Annotated in this window: 18 protein-coding genes; 14 read left to right on the forward strand and 4 right to left on the reverse strand. The window is 55.3% G+C overall.

Going from position 1 to position 24,269, the window contains the following annotated elements; all coding sequences use genetic code 11:
- Positions 1-1,342: 1,342 nt before the first annotated feature.
- Positions 1,343-1,909 (reverse strand): hypothetical protein, encoded by a 567-nt coding sequence (locus tag Pla52o_RS08225; RefSeq protein WP_146594154.1) that lies wholly within the window; start codon positions 1,907-1,909, stop codon positions 1,343-1,345.
- 670 nt (positions 1,910-2,579) lie between these two features.
- Between Pla52o_RS08225 and folK the strand changes: the two genes are divergently transcribed.
- The 12 genes from folK (at position 2,580) to Pla52o_RS08285 (ending at position 18,924) form a co-directional block, all read left to right on the forward strand.
- Entirely contained in the window at positions 2,580-3,665 is a 1,086-nt protein-coding gene (gene folK, locus Pla52o_RS08230) for a 2-amino-4-hydroxy-6-hydroxymethyldihydropteridine diphosphokinase (RefSeq protein ID WP_146594155.1), read from the forward strand.
- Between the two features lie 416 nt (positions 3,666-4,081).
- The gene (locus Pla52o_RS08235; RefSeq protein WP_146594156.1) at positions 4,082-4,777 is read left to right on the forward strand and encodes a cytochrome c3 family protein; all 696 of its coding nucleotides are present in this window, start codon (positions 4,082-4,084) and stop codon (positions 4,775-4,777) included.
- Between the two features lie 156 nt (positions 4,778-4,933).
- Positions 4,934-8,302: a TAT-variant-translocated molybdopterin oxidoreductase gene (locus Pla52o_RS08240; protein WP_146594619.1), complete on the forward strand. Its 3,369-nt coding sequence runs from the start codon at positions 4,934-4,936 to the stop codon at positions 8,300-8,302.
- 111 nt (positions 8,303-8,413) lie between these two features.
- Positions 8,414-9,844, forward strand: a complete 1,431-nt coding sequence (nrfD, locus tag Pla52o_RS08245; RefSeq protein ID WP_146594157.1) for an NrfD/PsrC family molybdoenzyme membrane anchor subunit — start codon at positions 8,414-8,416, stop codon at positions 9,842-9,844.
- Positions 9,845-9,928: 84 nt separating this feature from the next.
- On the forward strand, positions 9,929-11,362 hold the full coding sequence (locus tag Pla52o_RS08250; RefSeq protein WP_231612184.1) for a quinol:electron acceptor oxidoreductase subunit ActD: 1,434 nt from the start codon (positions 9,929-9,931) through the stop codon (positions 11,360-11,362).
- 92 nt (positions 11,363-11,454) lie between these two features.
- Entirely contained in the window at positions 11,455-12,726 is a 1,272-nt protein-coding gene (locus Pla52o_RS08255; RefSeq protein ID WP_146594159.1) for a hypothetical protein, read from the forward strand.
- An 88-nt stretch (positions 12,727-12,814) separates the two neighbouring features.
- On the forward strand, positions 12,815-13,159 hold the full coding sequence (locus tag Pla52o_RS08260; RefSeq protein ID WP_231612185.1) for a hypothetical protein: 345 nt from the start codon (positions 12,815-12,817) through the stop codon (positions 13,157-13,159).
- Between the two features lie 88 nt (positions 13,160-13,247).
- Entirely contained in the window at positions 13,248-14,075 is an 828-nt protein-coding gene (locus Pla52o_RS08265) for an SCO family protein (RefSeq protein ID WP_231612186.1), read from the forward strand.
- Positions 14,076-14,143: 68 nt separating this feature from the next.
- Entirely contained in the window at positions 14,144-15,283 is a 1,140-nt protein-coding gene (locus tag Pla52o_RS08270) for a cytochrome c oxidase subunit II (protein WP_231612187.1), read from the forward strand.
- A 168-nt stretch (positions 15,284-15,451) separates the two neighbouring features.
- The gene (locus tag Pla52o_RS08275; protein ID WP_146594161.1) at positions 15,452-17,182 is read left to right on the forward strand and encodes a cytochrome c oxidase subunit I; all 1,731 of its coding nucleotides are present in this window, start codon (positions 15,452-15,454) and stop codon (positions 17,180-17,182) included.
- 84 nt (positions 17,183-17,266) lie between these two features.
- A complete protein-coding gene (locus Pla52o_RS08280) occupies positions 17,267-18,445 on the forward strand; it encodes a cytochrome c oxidase subunit 3 (protein WP_146594162.1) in 1,179 nt (392 codons plus the stop codon).
- Between the two features lie 89 nt (positions 18,446-18,534).
- Positions 18,535-18,924 (forward strand): cytochrome C oxidase subunit IV family protein, encoded by a 390-nt coding sequence (locus Pla52o_RS08285; RefSeq protein ID WP_146594163.1) that lies wholly within the window; start codon positions 18,535-18,537, stop codon positions 18,922-18,924.
- Between the two features lie 251 nt (positions 18,925-19,175).
- Here the strand turns inward: Pla52o_RS08285 and Pla52o_RS08290 are convergent, their stop codons facing one another.
- Both Pla52o_RS08290 and Pla52o_RS08295 read right to left on the reverse strand, forming a co-directional pair.
- On the reverse strand, positions 19,176-20,198 hold the full coding sequence (locus Pla52o_RS08290) for a type II secretion system F family protein (protein WP_390620843.1): 1,023 nt from the start codon (positions 20,196-20,198) through the stop codon (positions 19,176-19,178).
- 163 nt (positions 20,199-20,361) lie between these two features.
- Complete coding sequence (locus Pla52o_RS08295) at positions 20,362-20,592, reverse strand: hypothetical protein (protein ID WP_146594164.1); 231 nt, start codon at positions 20,590-20,592, stop codon at positions 20,362-20,364.
- Between the two features lie 288 nt (positions 20,593-20,880).
- Between Pla52o_RS08295 and Pla52o_RS08300 the strand changes: the two genes are divergently transcribed.
- Both Pla52o_RS08300 and Pla52o_RS08305 read left to right on the forward strand, forming a co-directional pair.
- Complete coding sequence (locus Pla52o_RS08300) at positions 20,881-21,660, forward strand: sensor histidine kinase (protein ID WP_146594165.1); 780 nt, start codon at positions 20,881-20,883, stop codon at positions 21,658-21,660.
- 14 nt (positions 21,661-21,674) lie between these two features.
- Positions 21,675-22,187, forward strand: coding sequence for a hypothetical protein (locus Pla52o_RS08305; RefSeq protein WP_146594166.1), 513 nt, complete (start codon positions 21,675-21,677; stop codon positions 22,185-22,187).
- Positions 22,188-22,266: 79 nt separating this feature from the next.
- Here the strand turns inward: Pla52o_RS08305 and acs are convergent, their stop codons facing one another.
- The gene (gene acs / locus Pla52o_RS08310; protein WP_146594167.1) at positions 22,267-24,228 is read right to left on the reverse strand and encodes an acetate--CoA ligase; all 1,962 of its coding nucleotides are present in this window, start codon (positions 24,226-24,228) and stop codon (positions 22,267-22,269) included.
- Between the last annotated feature and the right edge of the window lie 41 nt (positions 24,229-24,269).

Below are 24,269 nucleotides of genomic sequence, written 5' to 3' on the forward strand. Positions count from 1 at the left end.
GCCTGTTTTGCACGGTTGCGGGTCGACCCGAGCGTGTCGATTCGATGCGTAGTCATCGGACGCACCGCCGCTACCATCTCCGGCGGCGGGCGCGTGAGCTGTTGACGAGTGCTTCGTAGCTAGCACGCGTCCTTCTTCTTTTGGGTTCGAGAGAGCAGCTGCCCACGTCGGTGGGTTGCAGCTGTATTTTGCCATTGCCCATTGCCCATTGCCCATTGCCCATTGCCCATTGGCGCTTCGCACGAGCCGCGAGCGGTGGGGCACTCATCGCTCCATCTTGGCGTCCGCAACCGTCTGAAGATGCGGATCCTCAGCGTCCAATCGACCGAGCTAGAGCCACGCACCCCGGCCAAATGCTCTGTCCCCTCTTGGAGGTTCTCACTGAGGGACAGAGCGCTTTTGCGGGGGGATGGCTATCGAGGTTCGCTTGCCGCCAGCAAAGTGCTCTGTCCCTTTGCTTTGCTCTGTCCCTTTGCTTTGGGGGGGGGGCTGCTGGCTGGGAATCTGGCGTTCATGGCGAAGTTGCCCCTCTGTGGAGCTGTTTCGCCAGGGTAACCTGAGAGAATGGGTTGCGGGCGTTGTGTTTGCCGGTTGCACAGAACGGGGTGACTGCGCATTATTGTAGGCCTGGGGGACCGGAAGAGTCCCCTTTTATCCCCATGAGTTACCACTAGAGGAACGAAACTGATGAAACGAGTCTTGATCGCCGTTTGTGCCCTGTCCATCGCAAGCATGCTTGCACCAAGCGTTGCTGAAGCTGGCCTTCTCGGCTGCAAGAAAAAAGACAACTGCTGCGTTGTTGAAACAGCCTGTGAGCCTGCATGTGCACCAGCACCTGTTTGCGAGCCAGCGCCTGTTTGTGCCCCCGCACCTGTTTGTGCACCTGCACCCGCATGCGAGCCAGCTCCAGCGCCTGTTTGCTGTAAACCAGCTCCAGTTTGCTGCCCAGCTCCCCCAGTCAAAGTGACTTGGTGCGTGATTAACCCTCGCACTTGCTGCCCAATCGAAGTGAGCGCTTGCGTTCCCGCTGAATGTGCTGGCCAAGTTCCATGCCTCGTTGGCACTCGCAAGGGCCATTTCGGTCGCTGTGTTTTGACCTACAAGTTCGAGTGCTGCAACCACTGCGTTGACGTTGTCATCACCAAGCACGGCCGCACTATCGTCCGTAACTAATCGCGGAAACCGGCTCAACGGTCTGATGTCAATTCGATTGACATCGGGCGATGAGCCATCCCCTTTCCGTCATGATAAAGCGAAAGAGGCGAACTACGGTTCGTCTCTTTTTTTTATAGGTTCACAGCGAGGTGAGTGCCGTGCAGCGAGCATTCTTGTCTAATCGTGGCTAATTCAGCATCGCTTTGACGTCTGCCAAGATTGCATCGAGGTCGATCTCGTCTGTCGCGAAGGCTCGAGACGAAACCACTTGGCTATCGTTTGCGACCACCACGGTGACGGGGGCGTCGATCGCGAGGCGGTAATTCAACGGTCCTGTTTTTGATTCCTTGGCGACGACGAAAGGGATCTGCTTTGCCGATGTCTTCTTGGCCAGCTCAATCGCCGATGTCTTCAGTTTTCCGGTATCCTCGCCGAGTAGCGAAACAAATGCGCTCAGGCGTGCGTCCTGGTTCTCCGTCACTGCGGAATCAAGCTGCTTGACAAGTTCTGTGACTTTCCCGTCGGTTTGGCGAGCGAACACCATCACCATCGGTCGCGAGCCGTAGCGGCATCGGTAGCAGATCTCTTGCTCTGTATCGACTCCGTCGTCCTCGGCACCGGCGATTTTGGTGACATAGAACACGCCGATTGGGTCCCCTTGCTTCAGCCCCGTTTGGGTGGTGGCGTCCGCAGCGTTTGTGTCAGAGGCAGCAAGAGCGAGCAAAAGCATTGAGCAAAAAAGCAAGCGTGACATCAAGTTTTCTCCAATGAAGAAGAGTTCAGGTGGGATGAGCAAGCCAGGTGAGTTCGCACGTGGCTATGGATGAGGCGGCAGATTCTCAGCAGGCGTTAAAGTACGAGGCGCCCGCTTTGCAAATGGCCGGCGGAAGGGGGCGACCGCCAAGCTTTCCCTGTGCCCCCTCGAACGAGCAGGTCGACAGCATCTGCTGGCCCCTATTATTGCTACGTCCGATCGCTGGCACACCCCTAACTAGGCGTGAACCATGGTTTCCGCTCGACATTCCTCTCAATTCGGCAATCCCTGCCGCCAATTCGGATTGATCTCTAGTGGCCTAGCGAGTGGATTTATAGATTAAGGGGCATGGACCCAACCATGCCTGACCCAGTCGCCTCCGAATTAAGTGAAACGCCGTTGCCGCGAATCCCCAGAGTAAGCGCCGGCCCCCGGCGGTCTGCGATTCTGTGTTGCGTCGATGGCGAGAGTGGAATTGCCTGCGAAATGTATGAGGATGAGTTTTCGATCGCGCAAGCGGCGAGCTCGATCCATTTGAAGCGGCAAGTTCAGGTTCAGGTGGGTGTATTGTCGTGCCGTCGTGTCGCTTGCAAAGTCTACAGACGCTTCCTGGCTGAGCTTTTGGTTGGACGCGAGCCAAGCTTTTTCCCGCCACTCCCCAGGTAAGCTGATGAGTACGTCCACTGCGCAAGATCGCGAAGGCCCGCAGGAATCACGGCCGCACCATTCCCGCTCGCCACGCTCTCAATGTCTGATTAGCTTCGGTAGTAATCTTGGTGACCGCGACGCCGTGATCGCGGAAGCCGCTCGCAAGGTCGTCGCCTCGCCGATGGTGGAATGTTTCGCGGCGAGTCGTTTGTTTGAAACGCCATCGGTCGGGGGGCCTGCGGGTCAGGAGCCTTTCTTGAACGCGGTCGGTGCGTTTGAGACCACCTGTTCGGCGCGTGATATCCTGGGTTTTTTGCAATCGATCGAAAATGAGCTGGGGCGCCAGCGGCGGCGGCGATGGGACGCCCGGTCAATCGACCTGGATGTTGTGCTTCACGGTAATCTTGTCGGGGGAGGTGCGGCGCTGATCGTGCCTCACCCCCGCTACACCGCACGCCAGTTTGTGCTTCAGCCCGCCTGTGACGTTGCTGCGCACTACCGTGACCCTCGCTTTGGGTGGACCTTGGGCGAATTGAGCTCGCATTTATCGGCAGGCAACGCATCGTTAGCCCTGGTAGGTGGCGACGTCGCAATTCGGCAATTGTTGTGCGAGCGACTCAGCGCCGAGCATGGCATTCGCACGTTTGCGGCAGCTCAGCCAGTTCAATCGGGTGTCGCCTTGGACGCGGCGATGTCGGGGCGATGGATGCGAAGGCCGAGTGCCGCGGCCGCCTCGGGGGATCCCGTTGCCTCGTCAAAGTCGCCCGCATCGAGTCGCGGCGAACCGATCGTGGTCAAGGGCGATGAGCCCTGGGTTTCGGCTTACGTCCCCAAGTTGCCAATCGGCGTGCGAGGCCAGGCCAACGGATACAGCGAGGCATTCAGTTCGGATGTTTCGCTTCCTCGCTTGGTAGCCCGGATGCAGTGGGCGGCGACGGACACGCAATGGCCTGCGCCGCACCAAATGTGGCCTGCCGGAGGTCGTTGGCCTGAGTACCGACTTGAGATCGACAATCTCGACTGGGCTGTCACCGAGATCGCATCGGCGATCGTGTCGATGCGATGCCCGGTTCGCCCGCTCACTCCGGACGGTCAATGGTGGCGATGAGCCGCGGTTGAAGCGTTCGCCGAAGTCGCCACTCTCTGGTTGGGGGCGCTTGTGTTCATTTCAAGATCAAGTTTGCCCGTCGTTGCGGGGAAACCGCTTCGGTTGTTGCATTGGGGGCGCTCAAAGGGTTGGCGGGCCTCACTTGGGCTCGAAAAATTTACATTTTTATTCACGGGCGTTTGGCGAAAAAAGGCCTGCAACGCTTTGGCTAAATAGGAGCTTCGCGCGGATTGGATGAGCCAACCGTGCGACACAATGTCGCTTTGCTGTTGGCTGGCCTTGCCTTGTTGAGGGTTCGCACACGATACTGTTCTCTCTCGCTGCATGATTGCGGCGATTCTCTCGACCACTCGGTGTCCATTTTCTCTCTTTCCCTGCGAATCTGGTCGCGTTTTCGCACGCGGCGACCATCCATTATGCAACGGTTTCTTTTTCCCCGCTGGGTCAATCGGTTTCTTATGGTTCTGGCTGCCGCCGCTGTGGGAGGTGGCATCTACGCCGCCGCCATGGGGGGGCTGATCACCGATCCAAAGACGCTGAATATTGGCTATCAACCTGAACAACCGGTCCCCTTTAGTCACGCGATTCACGCGGGGCAGTTAAAGATGGATTGTCGCTATTGCCACAATACGGTGTTCGACTCGGCTCATGCCGCTGTTCCGCCGACCGCGACCTGTATCAATTGTCATAGCCCCGCGAATGATCAAGGGATCACTGCATTGGCGTCGGTTCGCACCGAGAGCGACAAGCTCAAGCCCATTCAGAAGAGTTGGGAGACGGGGCGCAGTATGGCATGGAAGCGGGTGCACAACCTTCCTGAGTTCGTTTATTTCAACCATGCCGCACACGTCAATGCGGGCGTAAGTTGCAAGAGTTGCCACGGTCGCGTCGACCAGATGGATGTGGTTGTTCAGCATGAAGAGCTTTCGATGGCTTGGTGTATTACCTGTCATCGAAACCCGGGTCCCCATCTTCGTCCCCAAGAGTTTGTGACCAAGCTCGACTGGGAGCCGCCCAAGGATTGGGATCAGGAGGCGTTTGCCAAGAAGGCTCGCGATCCTGATGGCGAGAACATTAACCCGCAGGTTCATTGTGCGGTTTGTCATCGTTAGTTTTGGTTGGCTTTCTCGCACCGCTGGCTGGCCGGCTAGCGTTTGCAGGTGAAGGCCGCTGAAGTTCGTTTTTTACAGCTAATTCGTATCGCCTAATCGCAAATCTTTGCAATGACCTCCATTCACTCACCACGTAAATCTAACCACGGTTCGCGAATGCTTGTTGACTTGCCGCAGGCCGGCGCCGCGGCTGAATCCACCGCGAGCGATTCGGCTAGCAAGGATGCGTTCGGCGATTCGTCTTCGTCTCCACGTACGCGTTACTGGCGAAGTTTGTCCGAGTTGGAGGATAGTCAGGACTTTCAGCAGTTCATTGATCGTGAATTTCCTGTGGCTGCGTCCGAGTACCCGGAGGGTGTTTCGCGTCGCCGGTGGATGCAGTTGATGGGTGCGTCGCTAGCGGTTGCCGGGGTCGGCGGGTGTCGGTACTCCGAAGAAGCGATTGCTCCGTTTGTGATTCGTCCCGAAGGACGTGTGCCAGGCGAGTCGTACAGCCGAGCTACTAACTTTGAGCTCGCGGGTCGCGTTTACAACTTGCTGATTAGTTGTGTCGATGGCCGGCCGTTGAAAATTGAGCCGAATGCCGAGCACCCTTCGGGTAGCGGTACTGATGTGTATTCTCAGGCTTCGATTCTCGGTCTATATGACCCTGATCGCGCTCGCGGCGACGAAGGGTTTTTGTTCCGCAAGGGTGAGAAGCGACGTGAGCAAGCGACATGGGCTGAGTTTGAGCCGTATGGTCAGGGTTTGATTCGTGCGGCCGCGGCCAATAATAAGGGTGCAGGGCTTGCGGTTTTGATGCCGCCGACTGCGTCGCCTTCGCTGGTTCGTCTGTTGTCTGAGTTGAAGAAGAAATGCCCTTCGGCAACGATCGCTCGCTATGACAGTGTGTATGGCGACGCGATGCGTGATGCAACGAAGCAAGTCTTCGGTAAGCCGGCAAAGCAGGTGCTCGATCTTAGTGACGCGAAGGTGATTGTCACGCTGCAGGCCGACATTCTTGGTGCCGACACAGGCATGATTGCCAATGCTCGCTCGTTTGCTAAGCATCGTGACCCTATCGAAGGCGAAATGAGTCGCTTGTACGTGGTCGAAGGTGGGTTTACCTCCACCGGTGTGATGGCTGACTCGCGACTTGCGTTGCGTCCAAGTGAAATGCCGGCGTTCTTGAGTGAGCTTGGTCGCCGTGTTGAAAAACTCGCTGCCGGTGAATCGCATGAGCATGGCGAAGAAACCAAGGCGTTTGATGAGTTGACGCATCCCGAGCGATTGGAGCGCTTCCTTGATGTGCTCTCGCATGACGTTGCTGAAGCGGGCGATGGCGCGGTGGTTGTTGTGGGTGATCACTTGGGTGCCGATGCGATCGCCGCAGGGATCGCGTTGAATAAGAAACTGGGCTCGCTTGGCTCGTTGCAGAAGTTTGCTCCCGAAGTCGATGGCGACCTAGGTGAGTTTGCGTCGTTGAGTGGTTTGGCTCAGTCGATCAACCGTGGCGAAGTCGAATCGCTGTTGATCTTGGGGGGCAACCCTGTATCGACCGCGCCTGGCGATGTTGATTTTTTGGCGGCAATTGCACGCGTTGAAAACACGGTTTACCTCGGTGAGTACGACGACGAGACAGGCGTTGCGTGTCGATGGTCATTGCCATTGGCTCACCCGTTGGAATCATGGGGCGATGTTGTTAACGGCGACGGGTTTTATGGCGTTTGTCAGCCCCAGATCTTGCCGCTCTTAGGTGGCCGCGCCGCTATCGAAGTGATTGCATCGATGTTGGGTGAGAAGGAGGTCGAGGGGGCTGAGATTGTGCGTCGCACCGCGGATGCCCTTTCGGGTTCTGCGTTGAGTGCCCGCCAGTGGCGTCAGTTGTTGCACGACGGTTTCTCAGATGACGTTAAGTACGGTGAATCGCTGGAGGTTTCCGGTGAGGCGAAGGCGTTGACGGCCAAGTCGCCTGTCGCGATCACTCCTGAAGAGCTCGACGCCGACAATTTTGAAGTGATTTTTGTTCCGGCGGACGGGCTGTATGACGGTCGCTTTGCGAACAACGGTTGGCTACAAGAGTTGCCTCAAGCACTTACCAAGTTGACTTGGGATAACGCGGCATTGTTAAGTCCTTCGACCGCCAAAAAGCTTGGTGTTCACCACGGTTTGGTGGTGGCGCTGACTCAAGGCGATGCGACGGTTGAAATGCCAGTCTACGAGTTGCCTGGTTGTGCACCGGGCGTTGTGACTGTTGCGATTGGCTACGGTCGTAAACGCGCCGGCATGGTCGGCGGTTACACCGAAGAGGATGTTGATGCGGTTGGAACGGATGTTTCTCCGTTGCGGTCGAGCGACCAGATGCTTGTGTCCTACAATGTGGTGGCCCGCCCTCGTTTTAGTGAATACGAGTTGGCGACAACCCAAGATCACTGGGCCATCGATGAGCGAGGGCGTGACGAAACCGAGCGTCGTAGTTTCTCGTTGATTCGTGAAGGCACCGTTCAGTTGCTCGATAAAGTGCCTGAGTTCGCTGAGGTTCGCGGCCCTCACGTTCCCAAGGTGGGTAAGGAAGGTAGCGGCTCGATGTGGCAAGAGCCGATTCAGAAAATCGAAATGGAAAAACCGTTCCTGCCTCAGTGGGGGATGGCGATTGACTTGTCCAAGTGCACTGGCTGTAACGCCTGTGTGATCGCATGCCAGAGTGAAAATAACGTCCCGATTGTGGGCAAAGAACAGGTCAGCCGAAGTCGTGAAATGCACTGGCTGCGAGTGGACCGTTACTTCCAAGGCGACGAAGAAAACGCGGACGTGGTTCAGCAACCCGTAGCGTGTATGCATTGCGAAACGGCACCCTGTGAGCAAGTTTGTCCGGTTGCCGCGACGGTGCACACCGACGAAGGTCTCAATGCGATGGCTTACAACCGTTGTATCGGTACGCGGTACTGTGCCAACAACTGTCCCTTCAAGGTTCGTCGTTTCAATTACTTCAACTACAACGAAGAAGTCGGCGTCGGCTATGGCGTCAAGGCGTTCCCCGGAACGATCGAATCGGCTAACCGCCAACTGCAAGCGTTGGTGATGAACCCCGAGGTTACCGTTCGTGGTCGTGGTGTCATGGAAAAATGCACCTACTGTGTCCAACGCATCGAAGGGGCCAAGATCAATGCCCGCAAAGATGGCGGTCGTCCCGTTGCAGATGGAGAGATTGTGACCGCGTGTCAATCGGCATGTCCGACACGTGCAATCGAGTTCGGCAACGTTGCTGATCCCGAATCGAAGGTCTCCAAAAAGCACGCCGACGTTCGCAGTTATGGAATGCTAGGCCAGTTGAATATCAAGCCACGTACCGAGTACTTGGCACGCGTCCGCAATCCGCACGTCCGATTGATGACGACCAACCAAATCAAAGACTTGGCGGACATGAAGTCGCCTCATCACGGTCACGGTGATCACAGCCATGATGATGGTGATCACGGTCATGGTGAGCACGCGGCGGATGCAAAGCACGATGCCCACCACGATGGCGAAGCCAAAGCCAAGTAACCCTGGTGATGCAGACGTCTCTGCTCGGGCTGAATGAAGTTCGAGTCGAGGGGAGCACCACGATAGTCTGTTTTTAATCTCTAATTCCTCACTCCATCCCCATCGCAAACCATGTCCCTTGCCATCCCAAACGGATTGGACAATACCGTCGAACGTCCCGGAGAACGCGCTCCGCTCGTTCTCGGCGATACGACCTATCACGATATTACCGAAACGGTATGCCGAGTTGCTGAGACCAAGCCAAGTAAAGGTTGGGTGATCGGTTTCTTGGTAGCGTTTGCGCTGTTTCAGTGGCTCGGAATTTGTATCGCCTACCTGATTTACACCGGTGTTGGTGTATGGGGAAACCAGTCGCCCGTTTTCTGGGGTTGGCCGATCGTCAACTTCGTTTTCTGGGTCGGGATTGGTCACGCAGGAACGCTGATTAGTGCGATTTTGTTCCTGTTCCGTCAAGAGTGGCGAACCAGTATCAACCGCGCGGCCGAGGCGATGACCATTTTCGCGGTCGTCTGTGCCGGGACCTTCCCGGGGATTCACATCGGGCGTGCTTGGTTGGCGTTCTGGTTGGCTCCCTATCCGAGTTTGAACCTATGGATGTGGCCGCAATTCCGCAGTCCGCTGCTGTGGGACGTTTTTGCGGTCAGCACGTACGGGACCGTCTCGTTGTTGTTCTGGTACATGGGGATGGTTCCCGATTTGGCAACCTTCCGCGACCGCTCGAAAAACAAATATCGCCGCATGGCCTACGGCATCCTTTCGCTCGGATGGACCGGTTCGTCGCGGCATTGGATGCGATACGAAAAGGCCTATGCGTTGCTTGCTGCATTCGCAGCCCCTTTGGTGCTTTCGGTTCATACGATCGTTTCCTTTGACTTCGCGGTTTCGCAGGTCCCCGGTTGGCATACAACGATCTTCCCCCCTTACTTTGTTGCTGGGGCGATCTTCAGTGGTTTTGCGATGGTGCTCACCTTGATGGTGCCCGCCCGAAGCATGCTTGGGCTGGAGAAGTTGATTACGATTCGCCACTTGGACAACATGTGCAAGATTATTTTGGCGACCGGTTCGATCGTTGGTTTGGCTTACGGCACCGAATTCTTCATTGCTTGGTATGGCCAAGTTCCTGACGAGCAATACGCGTTCATCAACCGTGCCTTCGGGCCTTATTGGTGGGCCTATTGGACGATGGTGACATGTAACGTCATCAGCCCCCAGTTGTTCTGGGTGAAGAAGTTCCGCACGACTCCTTGGATCATTGTGCTGATTACGATCTTCGTGAATATCGGGATGTGGTTTGAGCGATTTGTGATCGTGATCACGAGCCTCTCTCGCGACTATCTACCGAGTGCATGGGCGTACTTCACGCCGACTTGGGTCGACTTTTCCATGTTGATCGGATCGTTCGGATTGTTCTTCACGTTGTTCTTGCTGTTTTGCAAGTTGATGCCGGTCATCAACATGGCGGAGACCAAGTCCACGTTGGCAAAACAGTACCACATGGCTCACGCCAGCGGCGACCAGTCCGCTCACGAAGAGAAGCACTAAACCAGTTAGCGTCTCGCAGGCGGTACGCTTGCGAAAGAACACAGATTTCATTCAATCATCGATAGCGAATGTCAGACGATTAGTATGTCAGACGATAAAAACGAAAAGAAGATTCACGGAATGGTCGCCGAGTTCACATCGGTCGATACATTGCTGCCCGCGTGCCGGCGAGTTCGTGATGCCGGTTACACAAAAACCGACGCCTACGCTCCCTTCGCGGTTCATGGGATTGACGAAGCGCTTGGGATCAAGCCGACGGTTTTGCCGTGGCTTGCTCTGGGTGGCGGGTTGGCCGGGACTTGTACCGCGCTTGCCATGCAGGTCTGGATGAACGGGATCGATTATCCTTACATCATCTCCGGCAAGCCGTACGTGTTGTCGTTGCCCGCTTTCATTCCTGTGGCCTTCGAGCTGACGATCCTGTTTGCTTCGTTCTGTACGTTCTTTGGAATGTGGGCTCTCAACGGTCTGCCGCGGTTCAGTAATCCGATCTTTACCGATCCGCGATTCGATCGTGTAACCGATGACCGCTTCTTTTTGTACATCGATTCGAAGGACAAGAACTTCGACGTCAAAGGGGTGGAAAAGTTGTTGGCCGATACCGGCAGCGACTACATCAACACGGTTGTCGAGGACGATACGCCAACCAAGATCCCCAAGTTTTTGATAATTGGATTGTGCATCTTGATTGGTGCCTCAATCATCCCCGCACTGATCGTCGCCAAGATGCGGGTGACCAACAGCGATAAACCTCGCTTCCATATCTTCCCGGACATGGACTACTCGCCTGCACGTGATGCTCAGCAAACGACGACCTTGTTTGCCGATAACCGCGCCATGCGTCCTGATGTGCCTGGAACGGTTGCACGGGGTCAAATGCCAGTCGATCTGGACTTTTTGACCGGGATCGACATGGAAACATTCTCGCAACTCGATTCGGATCGCGCCGAACGTTTGGTCGCCACCAAGTTGACGGCAATCGCTGCCGAGGGAGACGCACCGGCGGCGAGCGAAGCGCCTGCGAAAAGTGTGATGGATACGACGCCTTGGCTCGATCGCAATCCGCTAGAGATCACCGAGGCCGTGGTGCGCCAAGGGCAAACTCAATTCAATATCTACTGCTCGGTGTGTCACGGCATGGATGGCCGCGGAAACGGTCTCGTTAACCAACGCGCCCAAAAGATCATGGCGACCGCTTGGATTCCGCCATCCTCCGTGCATCAGGAAGCGTTGTACAGCGATCAGTACCCCGACGGGAAATTGTTCAACACGATCAGTAACGGGATCCGCAAGATGCCGGGTTACTCGGCTCAGATCAAGGTCCAAGATCGTTGGGCGATTGTGGCCTACGTTCGCGCTCTGCAGCAGAGCCAAAACGCATCGATTGACTTGGTTCCTTCGAGCCAGCTTGCCAAGGTAGAGCGACAGAAGAACAAAGTGGATAAGCAACTCAAGGAAGCGGCCGAAGCCGAACGCAAGAAAGAAGAAGAGCGAGCCGCGAAGGCCGCAGAAAAGTAGCAACGCGAATTCGACTCGCGAACCCGTGGTGGCCCAACGGCCCGCCGCACGAACCTTTTTAAACTCATTTCAATCCTACTGCTGAACTACAGATGTCCAAGCACGCACCGGCCATCAAACCGGCTGACGACCCAGCCTTCAAATTGCCCGCCTCCCTATCGGCTCTGAGCTTGCCGCTTTGCCTCGGGGGTGTGGTGGTGTTGATCGTGGGTTGGTTGATCGCAACGTACGCCGTCGACGAACCCAAGTTCGGTATGTCGGCCTACCTCACAGCGTTCATGTATTGCCTAACGCTCGTGCTCGGCTCGCTGTTTTTCGTGATGATCCAGCACCTTGTGCGTGCGGGATGGAGCACGGTAGTGCGGCGGATCGCGGAGCTTGTGATGGTGATGGTCATCCCAATGGCCGTGCTGTTTCTGCCGATCTTGGTTACGCTTTGGACAAGCGATGGTGCCCTCTATCGCTGGGATAACCCTAGCTTCGCCCAGGACAACCACCTCAGTGAAACCATGTGGGCAAATAAGACCATGTGGCTCTCCCAGGACTGGTTCACCGTTCGGGCGTGCATCTACTTTGCAATCTGGATCGGATTGGCGGCTTACTTCTTCCGCGGCAGTGTGACGCAGGATGAGACCGGGGAACGCGCTGCGACCGATCGCATGCAGTATTGGAGCGGACCCGCAGTCATGCTTTATTGCGGAAGTATGACGTTCGCCATGTTCGATTGGGTCATGAGTTTGGCTCCGATGTGGTTCTCGACGATGTTCGGGGTCTATCTGTTCGCGGGGTCGATCTTGACCGCTCACTGCATCTTGGCGGTGGCCGCTTATCTGTTGCAGAAAGCGGGAGCGATGCGAGATGAAGTGACCGTCGAACACTACCACGATCTGGGCAAATTGATCTTCGGATTCATCACTTTTTGGGCCTACATCTCGTTCAGCCAATACCTGCTGATTTGGTATGCGAACATCCCCGAAGAGACCGAGTGGTTTTACCATCGCCAACTCGGGACCTGGGGCACCTTGTCGCTAGTCTTGGTTTTTTTGCACTGGGCGCTGCCTTTTCTCGGTACGATGAGTCGGCACGCACGTCGTCGCCCGACCGTGGTTTTCTTTTGGGCCGTGTACATCCTGGTGATGCATTACATCGATATCTATTGGATGATCATGCCAGAAGCCCACGCAGGTGAGCCAGGTGCCCATGCGGTTGCCGGCGGGTTCGTTGGGGTCGCAGCCAGCTTGTTGTGTGTGTTGGGAATGCTAGGTCTGATCACAGGATTGGTGCTTCGGGTTGCCAGCCAAACTCGAGTGGTCGCGGTGCGTGACCCCCGACTTGGTGAATCGATCGCCTTCGAGAATATGTAGTTGCTGGGAGATGGACGTCACTGTCCCCCGCTCCTCAGCCCCCGTTTATTTCCATGCTTTGAACGCTTGATACAGATATAGAATAGTTATGGCGCAATACGATGACTTGAATGTGAGCCGCATTTTTACCGTCGGGGTATTGGCGGTTGTCGTTACTTCGGTAACCGCGCTCGCAGTCCAGGTGTTCTACTTTTCGCTCACCCAGTGGCATCTGGAAGCGAAGAATGCGAACAGCACTTATCACCGCCAGAACCTCGTCCTGAGTGAACAAGCCGACCGGATTTCGGTTTACGGTGTAGACGGCGAAACCGGAAATATCACCATCCCTATCGACAAAGCAATTGAGCTTGTCGTGGCGGAAAGCAAAGAAACCGAAAAGAAAGACGCGGAGAAAAAAGCAGCGAATGTCAATGCACAGCCTAACGAAGCGTAGCGTGCTCGGCAGCCGATCGGCGGTCCGGTGCAACTCCCTTTGTGTAGTGATCCTTTGCGGTTTCACTGCTCTTTTGGGCAGCGGCGCTATGGGACCCAGTGCGGCGGCGCAAGACACGGTGCGTGATAGCGCGAAGGTCGAAGGTAACTTCCTGCCGCGAGAAGCGCAGGGGATTACGGTCGAGCAGAAGTTGGGGGGCATGATTCCCTTGAACCTTCCGCTAGTCGATTCGTTGGGGCGAAAGGTAAAGACGGGACACTATCTCGATAGCAAACGACCCACCATTATCACGCTGAACTACAGCAATTGCCCGATGCTTTGCAATGTGCAGTTGAACCGATTGGCGGATTCGCTCAATAAGCTCGACCTACAGGTCGGCACTGACTTTCAAATCTTAACCGTTAGCATTGACCCCAAGGAGTCGACCGAACGGGCCCGAGAGACAAAGCAAAAATACATTGAACAATTGACGAACCATCCCAGTGCATCCGATGGCTGGGCTTTTTGCACCGCGAAACAACCGGTGATTACAAAGCTCGCCGACGTGCTCGGATTTCGTTACCGATATGATGCCAGAACGAAGGAATACAACCACGCCGCGATGTTGGCGTTCATTTCGCCCGAAGGGGTCATTTCACGCTACTCTTTGGCCATCGACTTTCCCACCGATCAATTGCGGTTGGCACTGATCGAAGCGGGCGAAGGGACGGTGGGCTCGCCGGTCGATCAATTTATTCAGTGGTGTTACAGCTACGACCCCGATTCGAATAGTTACACATGGCATGCATGGCGCCTCATGCGACTTGGTGGCGTCGCGACAATCGGATTGGTGCTTGCTTGCTTGGCACCGTATTGGCTTGGCCGCAAGGGAGTTCCTACGGTGAACGGCGAGTCGCATTTGACCGAACAAGAGTAGTCTGGATCGACTGAGACGAGACCGGACTGAATACAAATTTTATTTTGCAACTGACTAACAAATAAACGATGGCTATGTTACCTGCGGCATTTTCCTTACTGAGCGATTACACCAAAGACTATGCATGGTTTCCGGACGCCGCGTCGAGTTTCGCGGCCGAATCGGATTGGTTGTACTACGCCATCACGTGGGTCTGCGTCCTCTTTTTCGTGCCGATTTCGATCTGCTTGTTCTACTTTGCTGCACGGTACCGCAAGGCCAAGGGCGCCAAGGCCGAAAGTCAAATTTCGCATAACACGCCAATCGAGCTGATTTGGTCGATCGGCCCTTCGATCTTCATGGTCGGTATGTTCGTGATGGGGGCCCGAGTTTACTTGGACATGCGAACGATCCCCGAGGGGGCGAATGAACTCGGTATCCAATCTTCCAAATGGAGTTGGTCGGTCGATTACGGACGTGGCACCTACCATCCCGAATTGCACTTGCTCGTCGATGAACCGGTCAAGTTGACCATGCAGAGCAGCGATGTGATTCACAGCTTATTTATCCCGGCTTTCCGCGCTAAAAAGGACATCGTCCCGGGTCGCTACAATTACATGTGGTTCCATCCCACCAAGGTGACCGAGCGGGTCAGTGACGAAGAATTGGCCAAGGCGCAACAGTGGACCAAGGAAAGTGCCACCGAATGGGACTACGACAAATGGCAGTTCACCCCAGACGGTTATAAGTTTTACGATTTGTACTGTGCCGAGTATTGCGGCCAAGACCACTCGGAAATGCAAACGGTCGTGGTCGTTCACGAAACGCGAGAAGACCTCGATGCGTGGATCAAACAGTACAGCAGTCGTGGCAACGACACGCTCGAAGGCTACGGCGAAAAGCTTTATGCCCGTCGAGGATGTGCCGGTTGTCACACCGTGGACGGCACCAGCGCGACTGGCCCCACCTACAAAGACTCCTTTGGCAATGAGCGTGAGCTCGTCAACGGCGAAAAGGTCCAAGTGGACGAAAACTACATCCGTGAGTCGATTTTGAATCCGAAGGCAAAAGTGGCTGCTGGGTTCCAACCCGTGATGCCAAGCTATAAGGGGCAATTGAGCGATGACGACTTGGACTCGTTGATTGCCTACATCAAGTCGCTATCGTCTAAGGGCGAGGTGGCAGCCGAGGTTGCTCCCGCAGCCGATTCGGAAACGAAGTCCGAGTAAGAATCAAGCCTGGCATCGTAGGTCGCAACCAAACGCAATGGGTTGCGACCCCACGATATGATTCGAACATTTACGCTGTGACAAGAAACAAATTGAGATAACGACCGACGCCTGTCGGTTCAACGATAAAAGACTGACGCACTTCCTGCGTTCGACGAGGTATTTGAGATGTCTGCTGGAACCGTTCGCGACCCTGGGTTTCCCACCGAGCGAGAAAACTACCTGACGAATTCCAAGGGGATTCTTAGCTGGATCTTTACGCTAGATCACAAGCGCATCGGCGTGATGTACCTGATCGGTGTCACGGTCGCGTTTGCGTTCGGAGGACTGTTGGCGTTGGCCATTCGGTTGCACTTAATGGCTCCCGAAGGTTGGATGTTCACCAGTGCGAACGCTAACAATGTCTACAACCAAGTGTTCACGCTGCACGGCGCGATCATGGTGTTCCTGTTCATTATCCCAAGTGTTCCAGCGGCGCTCGGCAACTTCCTTGTCCCGGTGATGTTAGGGGCGAAGGATGTTGCCTTTCCCCGCTTGAACTTGAGCAGTTTCTACCTTTGGGTTTTCGGTGCGGTCTTCTTTGTGATGGCACTCTTTTCGAGCGGACTCGATACCGGTTGGACGTTTTACACACCGTACAGCACGACGACCGACACCTCGGTCATCATGGCGACCCTGGGCGCCTTTATCCTCGGCTTTAGTTCGATCTTTACCGGTTTGAACTTTATTGTGACCATCAATACGATGCGACCACCGGGCATGACTTGGTTCCGCATGCCGCTGTTTTTGTGGGCGACGTACGCGACCAGCATTATCCAAGTGTTGGCAACCCCCGTTCTTGGCATCACGTTGTTGTTGTTGGTTGCCGAACGGACTATGCAGATCGGGATTTTTAATCCTGAGTTCAATGGTGACCCGGTGACATACCAGCACTTTTTCTGGTTCTACAGTCACCCTGCGGTATACATCATGATTTTGCCGGCGTTCGGTGTGATCAGCGAATTGGTCAGCGTTCACAGCCACAAGCATATCTTCGGTTATCGCTTCATCGCTTACTCGTCGATTGCGATTGCTCTGTTGGGCTTCCTGGTTTGGGGACACCATATGTTCACCGCCGGCATGAGTTCACTAACCACGATCGTCTTTAGTGCGTTGACCTTTACGGTATCGATCCCATCGGCGATCAAGGTGTTTAACTGGTTGGCGACGATGTACAAAGGCTCGATCAGCTTGACGACGCCAATGTGTTACGCGATCGGCTTCATTTTCATGTTCACGATTGGCGGTTTGACTGGGTTGCACCTTGGAACCTTGGCGACCGACCAACACTTGCACGACACCTACTTCGTGGTCGCTCACTTTCACTATGTGATGGTGGGGGGAACCTTGGTTGCCTTCCTTGGCGGTGTGTTCCACTGGTGGCCAAAGATGTTCGGTAAAATGTTCAACGAATCAGCGGGACGACTCTCCGCAGTCTTGGTCTTCCTTGGTTTCAACTTGACCTTCTTGCCTCAGTTCGTACTCGGTAGCCGTGGGATGCCACGACGTTACGCGACTTACGACCCTGAGTTTGCGTTCCTCCACCAAATGAGCACGTATGGTGCGTTGTTGTTGGGGATCGGTATCTTGGTGGCGTTCATCACATTGATGGTTTCGCTGTTCCGCGGCAAGCGTGCTCCGGCCAACCCTTGGGGTGGTGCAACGTTAGAGTGGAATTGCACCAGCCCGCCGCCGTTCTACAACTTCGAGCGAGCTCCCGTCGTAGGCGACCCTTATGATTTCCACGACATTGAGTGGGAAGAGTCGCACGAGCGTTACGTTACGGTTCAACCCGAACGCAAATTGGTGCCCGCGTCGGATCCGACAAAATCGCCTGCTCACGCTAGTGACAAGCACTAAGGTCGCACGCCGATGTTTGAACGCGGCCGCTCCCGGCCGCTGCTTTCCCTGACACTTCCAACCTTTTTCTCGCTTCCTATCTTCATGTCCACTCTCGAAGCTGATACCGCGACTGACGCTCACGACGCACATGGTCACGATCACGATCACCCGTCGTTCTTGGCGCATCATTTTGACACTCCCGAACAACAGTTCGACAGTGGAAAGCTTGGCATTTGGATCTTCCTTGTTACCGAAGTGCTGTTCTTCGGTGGCATGTTTTGTGCCTACGCGATCTTTCGCATGTTGCACCCCGAAGTTTTCGAAGGTTGTAGCCAGTTCCTCAATACAAAACTCGGCGCGATCAATACCGGCGTTCTGCTGTTTAGCTCGCTGACGATGGCTTGGGCCGTCCGTTGCTCGCAAACGGAGAACCACAAGGGTTTGACCGCACTGTTAGCAACCACGCTCTCCTGTGCGATGGTCTTCTTGGGTGTCAAAGCGATCGAGTACTCGCACAAGTTCCATATGGGATTATTGCCAGCGGGCTTTTTCAGCTACGACCCCGCCCATCCGCATCATGAAGGAGGCCCGAACTACTTGCTGTGGATCTGTCTTCCCTTCATCATCGCGCAGATTGGCGTGCTGCTCTGGTACGCGATTTCCGTCTTGCGAGGCAACAAGTTTCAAACCGCTGTGGCATTGCCGTTGATTGTGGTTTGTGCATCGTTCTTTGGCGGTGTCGTGCTGGGGACCGTGCTTGAGAGTGGAGACTCCACCGAGGCTCACGCTACTGAGTCCAGCGAACATGCTGCCGAAGGAGACGTGGCTCACGCTGCAACAACCAACGCTGCGGAGTCCATCGCGACGATCGAAAATGCGGGCCCAGGCACGGAATACGGAGTCCAAGAACGATTGGCGGGTGATTCCACCAACACCGGACTGCAAAACGAATTGACCGCCATGGAAAAGCAATCCGCAATGGCGAGTGGTTCGGCAGTGACGGGACAATACGAGATTGATGCCACCATCGACTCGGTGCCTGATGAGTTTCTGACGCCAAGTCGCGCTGGGGTGTTCTTTAGCATCTACTATTGCATGACCGGCATTCACGCGATTCACATTCTAGGCGGCATTGGAGTGTTGGTTTGGTTGTTGGTTCGTTCGGTTCGTAAAGAATTCAACCGCCAGTATTTTGGCCCTGTCGATTATGTCGGCTTGTATTGGCACTTGGTCGACTTGATTTGGATCTATCTGTTCCCGCTGTTGTACCTCATTCGCTAACGCCGCAGCTGTTTGTGTGGCCGTTCGGTGTCGCGATTCGCGGACGCTCGGCTATTGCCGGACAACCTTAACTCACTCCATTTATAACTATGTCTGCTCACGATCATTCTACTGCTGACCATGCCGCTGATGACCATCGCGAAGGCTACGATTTTGCTCACCCGTTGCCATTGCCGATTTTGTTCGGCGTCTTTGCGGCGCTCGTTTTCTTGACGATCGTTACGGTGGCTCAGGCGAGTTTCGATCTTGGTAGCTACGACATTCTGATTGTTATGGCGATCGCCACGATCAAGGCATCCTTGGTTGTGCTCTTTTTCATGCACGTCTTGTATGACAAACCCTTTAACGCGGTTGTGTTCATCTCGGCGTTTGTGTTTCTCGCGATTTTCATAATCTTCACGTTGAACGACAGTCTGCTCACATCGGGCGACACCATTCCCGTGGACGATGGCATCGTCACGATGAGCAGCGATTCCTGATCGGTGCGTTTGGTGGGCGTGACGCAGCGTCGTGGGCCGGACCAAGCATTGCTTTCTCGTCCGCCCATCCAATACCCAAGCCGTACTTGATGGGTTGCAGAGTCAGCCTCAGTGGCTTCGAAGCATTTGCCTCGGTCGTCCACTCACGGTTGCGTCGTCGGCTCAGTACATCATGCTCGGCTTGGAAGTCCGAATAGGTAGTTCGTTCGCTTGACGCGTTCGCGGGTGAAGGTAACCCGGATCCGATCTGCTTAGATTGGCTGCAATGCGTCGCTGTAGGCACCGCCGATACTCATCGCGATACGCAAGATCAAGAAGATCAGTACGCCCATTGTGCCGAGCCAGACGGTTCCGGTCGCTAGTCCCGCCAATGTTCCGACCGCGCGTTTTGCTTTCTCGTCATACTCTTGAGCAAGCATGTCGATCGATTCCGCGTCGGTTCCCGATAGCTCCGAGATCTCCACTCGGGTGATGAATTCGTCGGGAAACAGTTGGGTTGTCTTCAGTGCCCCCGAAAGGGAATCGCCACCCAAGATCGCTACTTCGGCTTCCTTGCCGACACTCTTGTAATAGTCACTGTCGGTGCTTTCGAGTGCCAAATAGATCGATCGAATCGGGTCGAGTCCCGCATCGAGACTGAGCGATAGCGTCCAACAGAACCGCGAAAGTGTAATCGTCTGCAACGCGGGGCCAAAGACAGGAATCATGTAAAGCAGCGGGATCAGATTCTGGACGCCGCCGATGTTTCGCATCATGGCCCAAACGGCGCCGCCGGCCAGCAAGGCAAAGAAAAACAGATAGCCCCAAAATTTCAGCACGCCCGTGGTACCGGTTAGGCCGAAGCCGAGCATGTCGGCCATATTGAATTGGCCCATCAACCAAATGAACAGCGAGATGACCAACACGGCCAGTAGCAATTGAATGGCGGGCCAAGCGAGCGAGCTGATGAATTTCTGACGCAGTGCCAGGCGGTGTTTGTAGTGCTCGGCCAGTGACAATAGGGTGCGTTCAAGTCGCCCGGTGGCTTCGCCCACCCGAATCATCGAGATCAACAGCGGCGGAAAGAACGGTTCCGCCCGTTTCATCGATTCGCTGAGCAACTCGCCTTGCTTGGCCGCCTCGCGAATCGACATCATTTCCGCCCGTTGACGTGGCGAGCCATAGCCGGCTTCGCTTTGCAGCATCGCTAGCAAATCCGCCCCCGCCTTAAGACCGGTCCCCAATCGATAGCAAAAGCCAGAGGCAGCGGACAGCTTCATTCGGCGAGAAAACACAGGCAATGGCCTCAAAATCGCAGCGAGTCAACAGGAACAGTTCATGAGTGCCTATTGTGTCGTGTCGGGAGCCCCAAAAGTAGCCAGCGACAAGATTTTGGCGGCGCGCAGCGGAAAAAGGCTCGTTTTGTTGGGGGGAATCGACTGGAAAGCGATCCAGCGATCAGGCGGCCGGGTTCATCGATGCGCGTGATTGCCGCAGGCGTTGTTGGTACTCGTTGATCGATTCTTCGAGTTGGCGAAGTTGTTCAGCTGCGGTTTGGGCAAGGTCGATGAAGATCGTTTTCCGTTTACCGATCATGCACCATGAAGGTTCTTGGCCATCGAGCAATTCGGTCCGCACGTGAAACCCAAGGTCGCGTGCTTGTTGGGTACGTCGACGTAGGCGTTGCACTACGTTTTCTTCGGTGGTTTTAGAATCACTTGCTTGATTCAGCATCGATCGGTCCGTCACACGAGCAGAAAAAGCGAACGAGGCGACACAGTTTACCCAGAGCGAACGGCTTTCGGAGCGACTTGGTCAGAGTGGCAAACTATGCAGGTACGATAATACGATGTGTAGCGGATCGAGGGGCGTCGACGATAGATCATTCACAGCAGCAATGAGATCAGCGATACCGGATCTTCTCCTTGCTCTGTGATGACGAACCGGCCGAACTCGCTTGCATGAAACCGAATCACTATGCCTTTACCTCATCCGCCATCCAGCAATGACGCCCAAGCTGAAATCGAGTACCTACGCGCGGAGATGCGGAAGCTGCAAAGCCTCGCTTCGCTTGGGGAATTGATGAGTACGGCAACGCACGAATTCAACAATGTTTTGATGACGGTGATCAACTATTCGAAACTGGGGATTCGCAACCGTGACGACGCCAGTCGCGACAAGGCGCTCACCAAGATCCTGGAGGCTTCCGAGCGCGCCGCCAAGATCACCAACACCATATTGGCCCAGGCACGCAATCGCAGCGAATCGATGGAGCCGACTCACTTGGGCAGCATCATCAACGATTCCTTGGTCTTGCTCGAGCGAGAGATGCGAAAGTACCGCATCAGCATTGAAACCGAACTCGATGAATCGGCTCCTCCGGCGTTTGCCAGTGGAAACCAGATCCAACGGGTCCTGCTAAACTTGTTGATTAACGCGCGTCAAGCGATGCCCGAAGGGGGGACGATTCTGATCAAGCTTGCTCGTTCGAGCGATGAGCAATGGGTCGAATTGACGATACGCGACAGCGGTAGCGGGATCCCCAAAGCTGAATTGCCTCACATCTTTGACTCTTTCTTTACGACGAAATCGGGACCCGATGAGTCAGGCAAAGGTGGGACGGGGCTTGGGTTGGCTGCGTGCAAAGAGATCATTGACGCCCACGACGGTCGCATCCGCGTGCAAAGCACCGTGGGACGCGGGACCGCGTTTGTGATTCGCTTGCCGATCGCCAATGGACAACAAGCTGCCGCATAAAACGATTGGCTCCGATGATTCCAGCAGGATTGGTTACCGACATTACCGTGGGCGAGTCGCAATTGCGCCGCTGGCGTTGTGCCCGAATCGTGATGCAGGGAGGACGTTTTGTCAAAGTCCAGCGTCGTTGGATGGCGGGCAGCGTCTCGGTCGCTCAGGTTTGGTGGCAAGCCAAATATGGGCGGATGAACGATGACGTTTGCTGGCTCGATTATCACCAACCCTTTGGGATGCCCGGGTTTTTGACGCTTGACTATATTCGCTCGGGGCAGCGGGCGGGCTACAAAACCTTCATTGGGGCGATTCGAGTGCTCGAAGAAATCGCTCGCATTCGAAACTCCGTTGCGATTGTAGCGCACGTCACCAACGGCGGTATCAGCGACCGGTTGCTCGAACGCAACGGTTGGCAACGGCATCTAGAGGAGTGGTCGGGGCGACATTGGATTCGCCGCTTCTACGACGGGTATCCCGAATCAACCGTCGAGCGTTACACGCAGACGTCGATTGGACGACCTGCGTGTGAATGAAAATACGCATTGCAAATCAACGCGGTTCAAATCTCGGTTCAACGCTCAAGCGTTGAACCGAGATTGCTTGGGGTGTCGGTTACGCTTCGTCGTCGTTGAGCTTGGCGAGAACCGTGAAATCTTCAAGCGTCGAGGTATCGCCGCCGATCTCCTTGCCCGAGGCGACATCCCTTAGCAAGCGACGCATGATTTTGCCACTGCGCGTCTTCGGCAACGACGCCGCGAAACGCAGATCGTCAGGCTGAGCGAGAGCTCCAATTTGTTTGCGCACGTGGAGTTTCAGCTCGGCACGCAAAGCCTCGTCAGGTTCACGATCACGGATGGTGACAAACGCGGCGATCGCTTGTCCCTTGATATCATCGGGGCGTCCAACCACCGCCGCTTCACAAACCGCTTCGTGGCTGCAGAGCGCACTTTCCACTTCGATCGTGCTTAACCGATGCCCCGAGACGTTGATCACATCGTCGATCCGGCCCATGATCCAGTAGTATCCATCTTTATCCTTGCGAGCGTTGTCACCCGTCAGATACTTTCCTGGAACCATCGACCAATATTGTTCTGCATATCGTGCTTCATCACCCCAGATGCCGCGTAGCATCCCCGGCCATGGTTTTGAAATGCACAGCATGCCGCCGTGATGATCGTCGACCTCTTTTCCCGTTTCGTCCACGATTGCGGGAACCACGCCCGGCAAGGGCCGGGTGCATGAACCTGGCTTCGTCGCCGTGATTCCTGGCAACGGGCTCATCATGATGCCGCCGGTTTCAGTTTGCCACCACGTATCGACGATCGGGCAACGCTCGCCGCCAATCTTGGTGTGGTACCACATCCACGCTTCGGGATTGATCCCCTCGCCGACGCTGCCGAGCAATCGCAAGCTGGAAAGATCATGCTTATCGACATGTTGGTCGCCCCATTTGATGAAGGCGCGGATTGCCGTCGGTGCGGTGTACAAAATGGTCACTTTGTACTTCTCGACGAGATCCCAAAAGCGATCTTCTTCGGGGAAGTTCGGAGCCCCTTCGTACATCAGACAGGTCGCCCCTGCGGACAACGGCCCGTAGACGATATAGCTGTGACCGGTGATCCAACCGCAATCGGCGGTACACCAATAAACATCGTCCTCACGATGATCGAACACCCATTCGAACGTTCGCTTGGCCCACAAATTGTATCCGGCGGTGGTGTGGCGAATTCCCTTGGGTTTCCCAGTGCTGCCCGAGGTATAAAGGATGAACAGGTTTGCTTCGCTGTCCAACGGTTCGGCAGGCAGTTCCCCTGCTTGGGTGTCGACAACCTCATGCCACCATACGTCGCGCCCTGCGGTCATCGGCACGTCGTCTTGTCCGCTACGTTTTAGCACCAAGCAATGCTGTACCGTCGGTGATTTTTCGAGTGCTTCGTCGACCGTTTTCTTGAGCGGTAAAACCTTGCCGCGGCGGTACAGTCCGTCCGCAGTGATCATCAACTTTGCACCTGCATCGTTGTTTCGGTCGACGATCGATTCGGCGCTGAATCCTGCAAAAATGACCGAATGGACCGCACCGATACGAGCACATGCCAACATCGCGATGGTCAATTCGGGAGTCATCGGCATGTAGATGCTGACGACATCACCAATACCGATACCGAGTTGTTTCATGGCTTCCGCACATTTACAAACTTCGGTCCGCAGTTCGGAGTAGGTCAAAACGCGGGTATCGCCCGGTTCGCCTTCCCAGATGATCGCCTTGCGATCGCCGCGCCCGGCGTTAATGTGACGGTCCAGACAATTGTAGCTGGCATTCGTCTTGCCCCCGACAAACCACTCCACATTGGGCGCGTCCCACTTGCACACTTCGCCAAAAGGCTCGAACCAGTGCATGTGCTCGAGAGCCTCTTCACGCCAAAATTCATCAGGCGATTCCGCTGCACGATTGTACATTTCCTCGTATTGAGCCGTGGTCGAAAAGACCGCTTTTTTCGCGAATTCGGCGGGAGGGGGAAACAATCGGTCTTCGATCAGAACGTGGTCAATTTGCCCTGAGGGAGAGTTTGTCATGGAGGGGTTCAGTCCGGAGAAATAGGAAATCTATTGAACAC

This window comes from Novipirellula galeiformis, from assembly GCF_007860095.1.
GTDB lineage: Bacteria > Planctomycetota > Planctomycetia > Pirellulales > Pirellulaceae > Novipirellula > Novipirellula galeiformis.

Coding starts and splice junctions, on each gene's coding strand:
- Pla52o_RS08225 (WP_146594154.1), bottom strand. CDS start 1,909: ATGTCACGCTTGCTTTTTTGCTCAATGCTTTTGCTCGCTCTTGCTGCC.
- folK (WP_146594155.1), top strand. CDS start 2,580: ATGAGTACGTCCACTGCGCAAGATCGCGAAGGCCCGCAGGAATCACGG.
- Pla52o_RS08235 (WP_146594156.1), top strand. CDS start 4,082: ATGCAACGGTTTCTTTTTCCCCGCTGGGTCAATCGGTTTCTTATGGTT.
- Pla52o_RS08240 (WP_146594619.1), top strand. CDS start 4,934: ATGCTTGTTGACTTGCCGCAGGCCGGCGCCGCGGCTGAATCCACCGCG.
- nrfD (WP_146594157.1), top strand. CDS start 8,414: ATGTCCCTTGCCATCCCAAACGGATTGGACAATACCGTCGAACGTCCC.
- Pla52o_RS08250 (WP_231612184.1), top strand. CDS start 9,929: ATGTCAGACGATAAAAACGAAAAGAAGATTCACGGAATGGTCGCCGAG.
- Pla52o_RS08255 (WP_146594159.1), top strand. CDS start 11,455: ATGTCCAAGCACGCACCGGCCATCAAACCGGCTGACGACCCAGCCTTC.
- Pla52o_RS08260 (WP_231612185.1), top strand. CDS start 12,815: ATGGCGCAATACGATGACTTGAATGTGAGCCGCATTTTTACCGTCGGG.
- Pla52o_RS08265 (WP_231612186.1), top strand. CDS start 13,248: ATGGGACCCAGTGCGGCGGCGCAAGACACGGTGCGTGATAGCGCGAAG.
- Pla52o_RS08270 (WP_231612187.1), top strand. CDS start 14,144: ATGGCTATGTTACCTGCGGCATTTTCCTTACTGAGCGATTACACCAAA.
- Pla52o_RS08275 (WP_146594161.1), top strand. CDS start 15,452: ATGTCTGCTGGAACCGTTCGCGACCCTGGGTTTCCCACCGAGCGAGAA.
- Pla52o_RS08280 (WP_146594162.1), top strand. CDS start 17,267: ATGTCCACTCTCGAAGCTGATACCGCGACTGACGCTCACGACGCACAT.
- Pla52o_RS08285 (WP_146594163.1), top strand. CDS start 18,535: ATGTCTGCTCACGATCATTCTACTGCTGACCATGCCGCTGATGACCAT.
- Pla52o_RS08300 (WP_146594165.1), top strand. CDS start 20,881: ATGCCTTTACCTCATCCGCCATCCAGCAATGACGCCCAAGCTGAAATC.
- Pla52o_RS08305 (WP_146594166.1), top strand. CDS start 21,675: ATGATTCCAGCAGGATTGGTTACCGACATTACCGTGGGCGAGTCGCAA.
- acs (WP_146594167.1), bottom strand. CDS start 24,228: ATGACAAACTCTCCCTCAGGGCAAATTGACCACGTTCTGATCGAAGAC.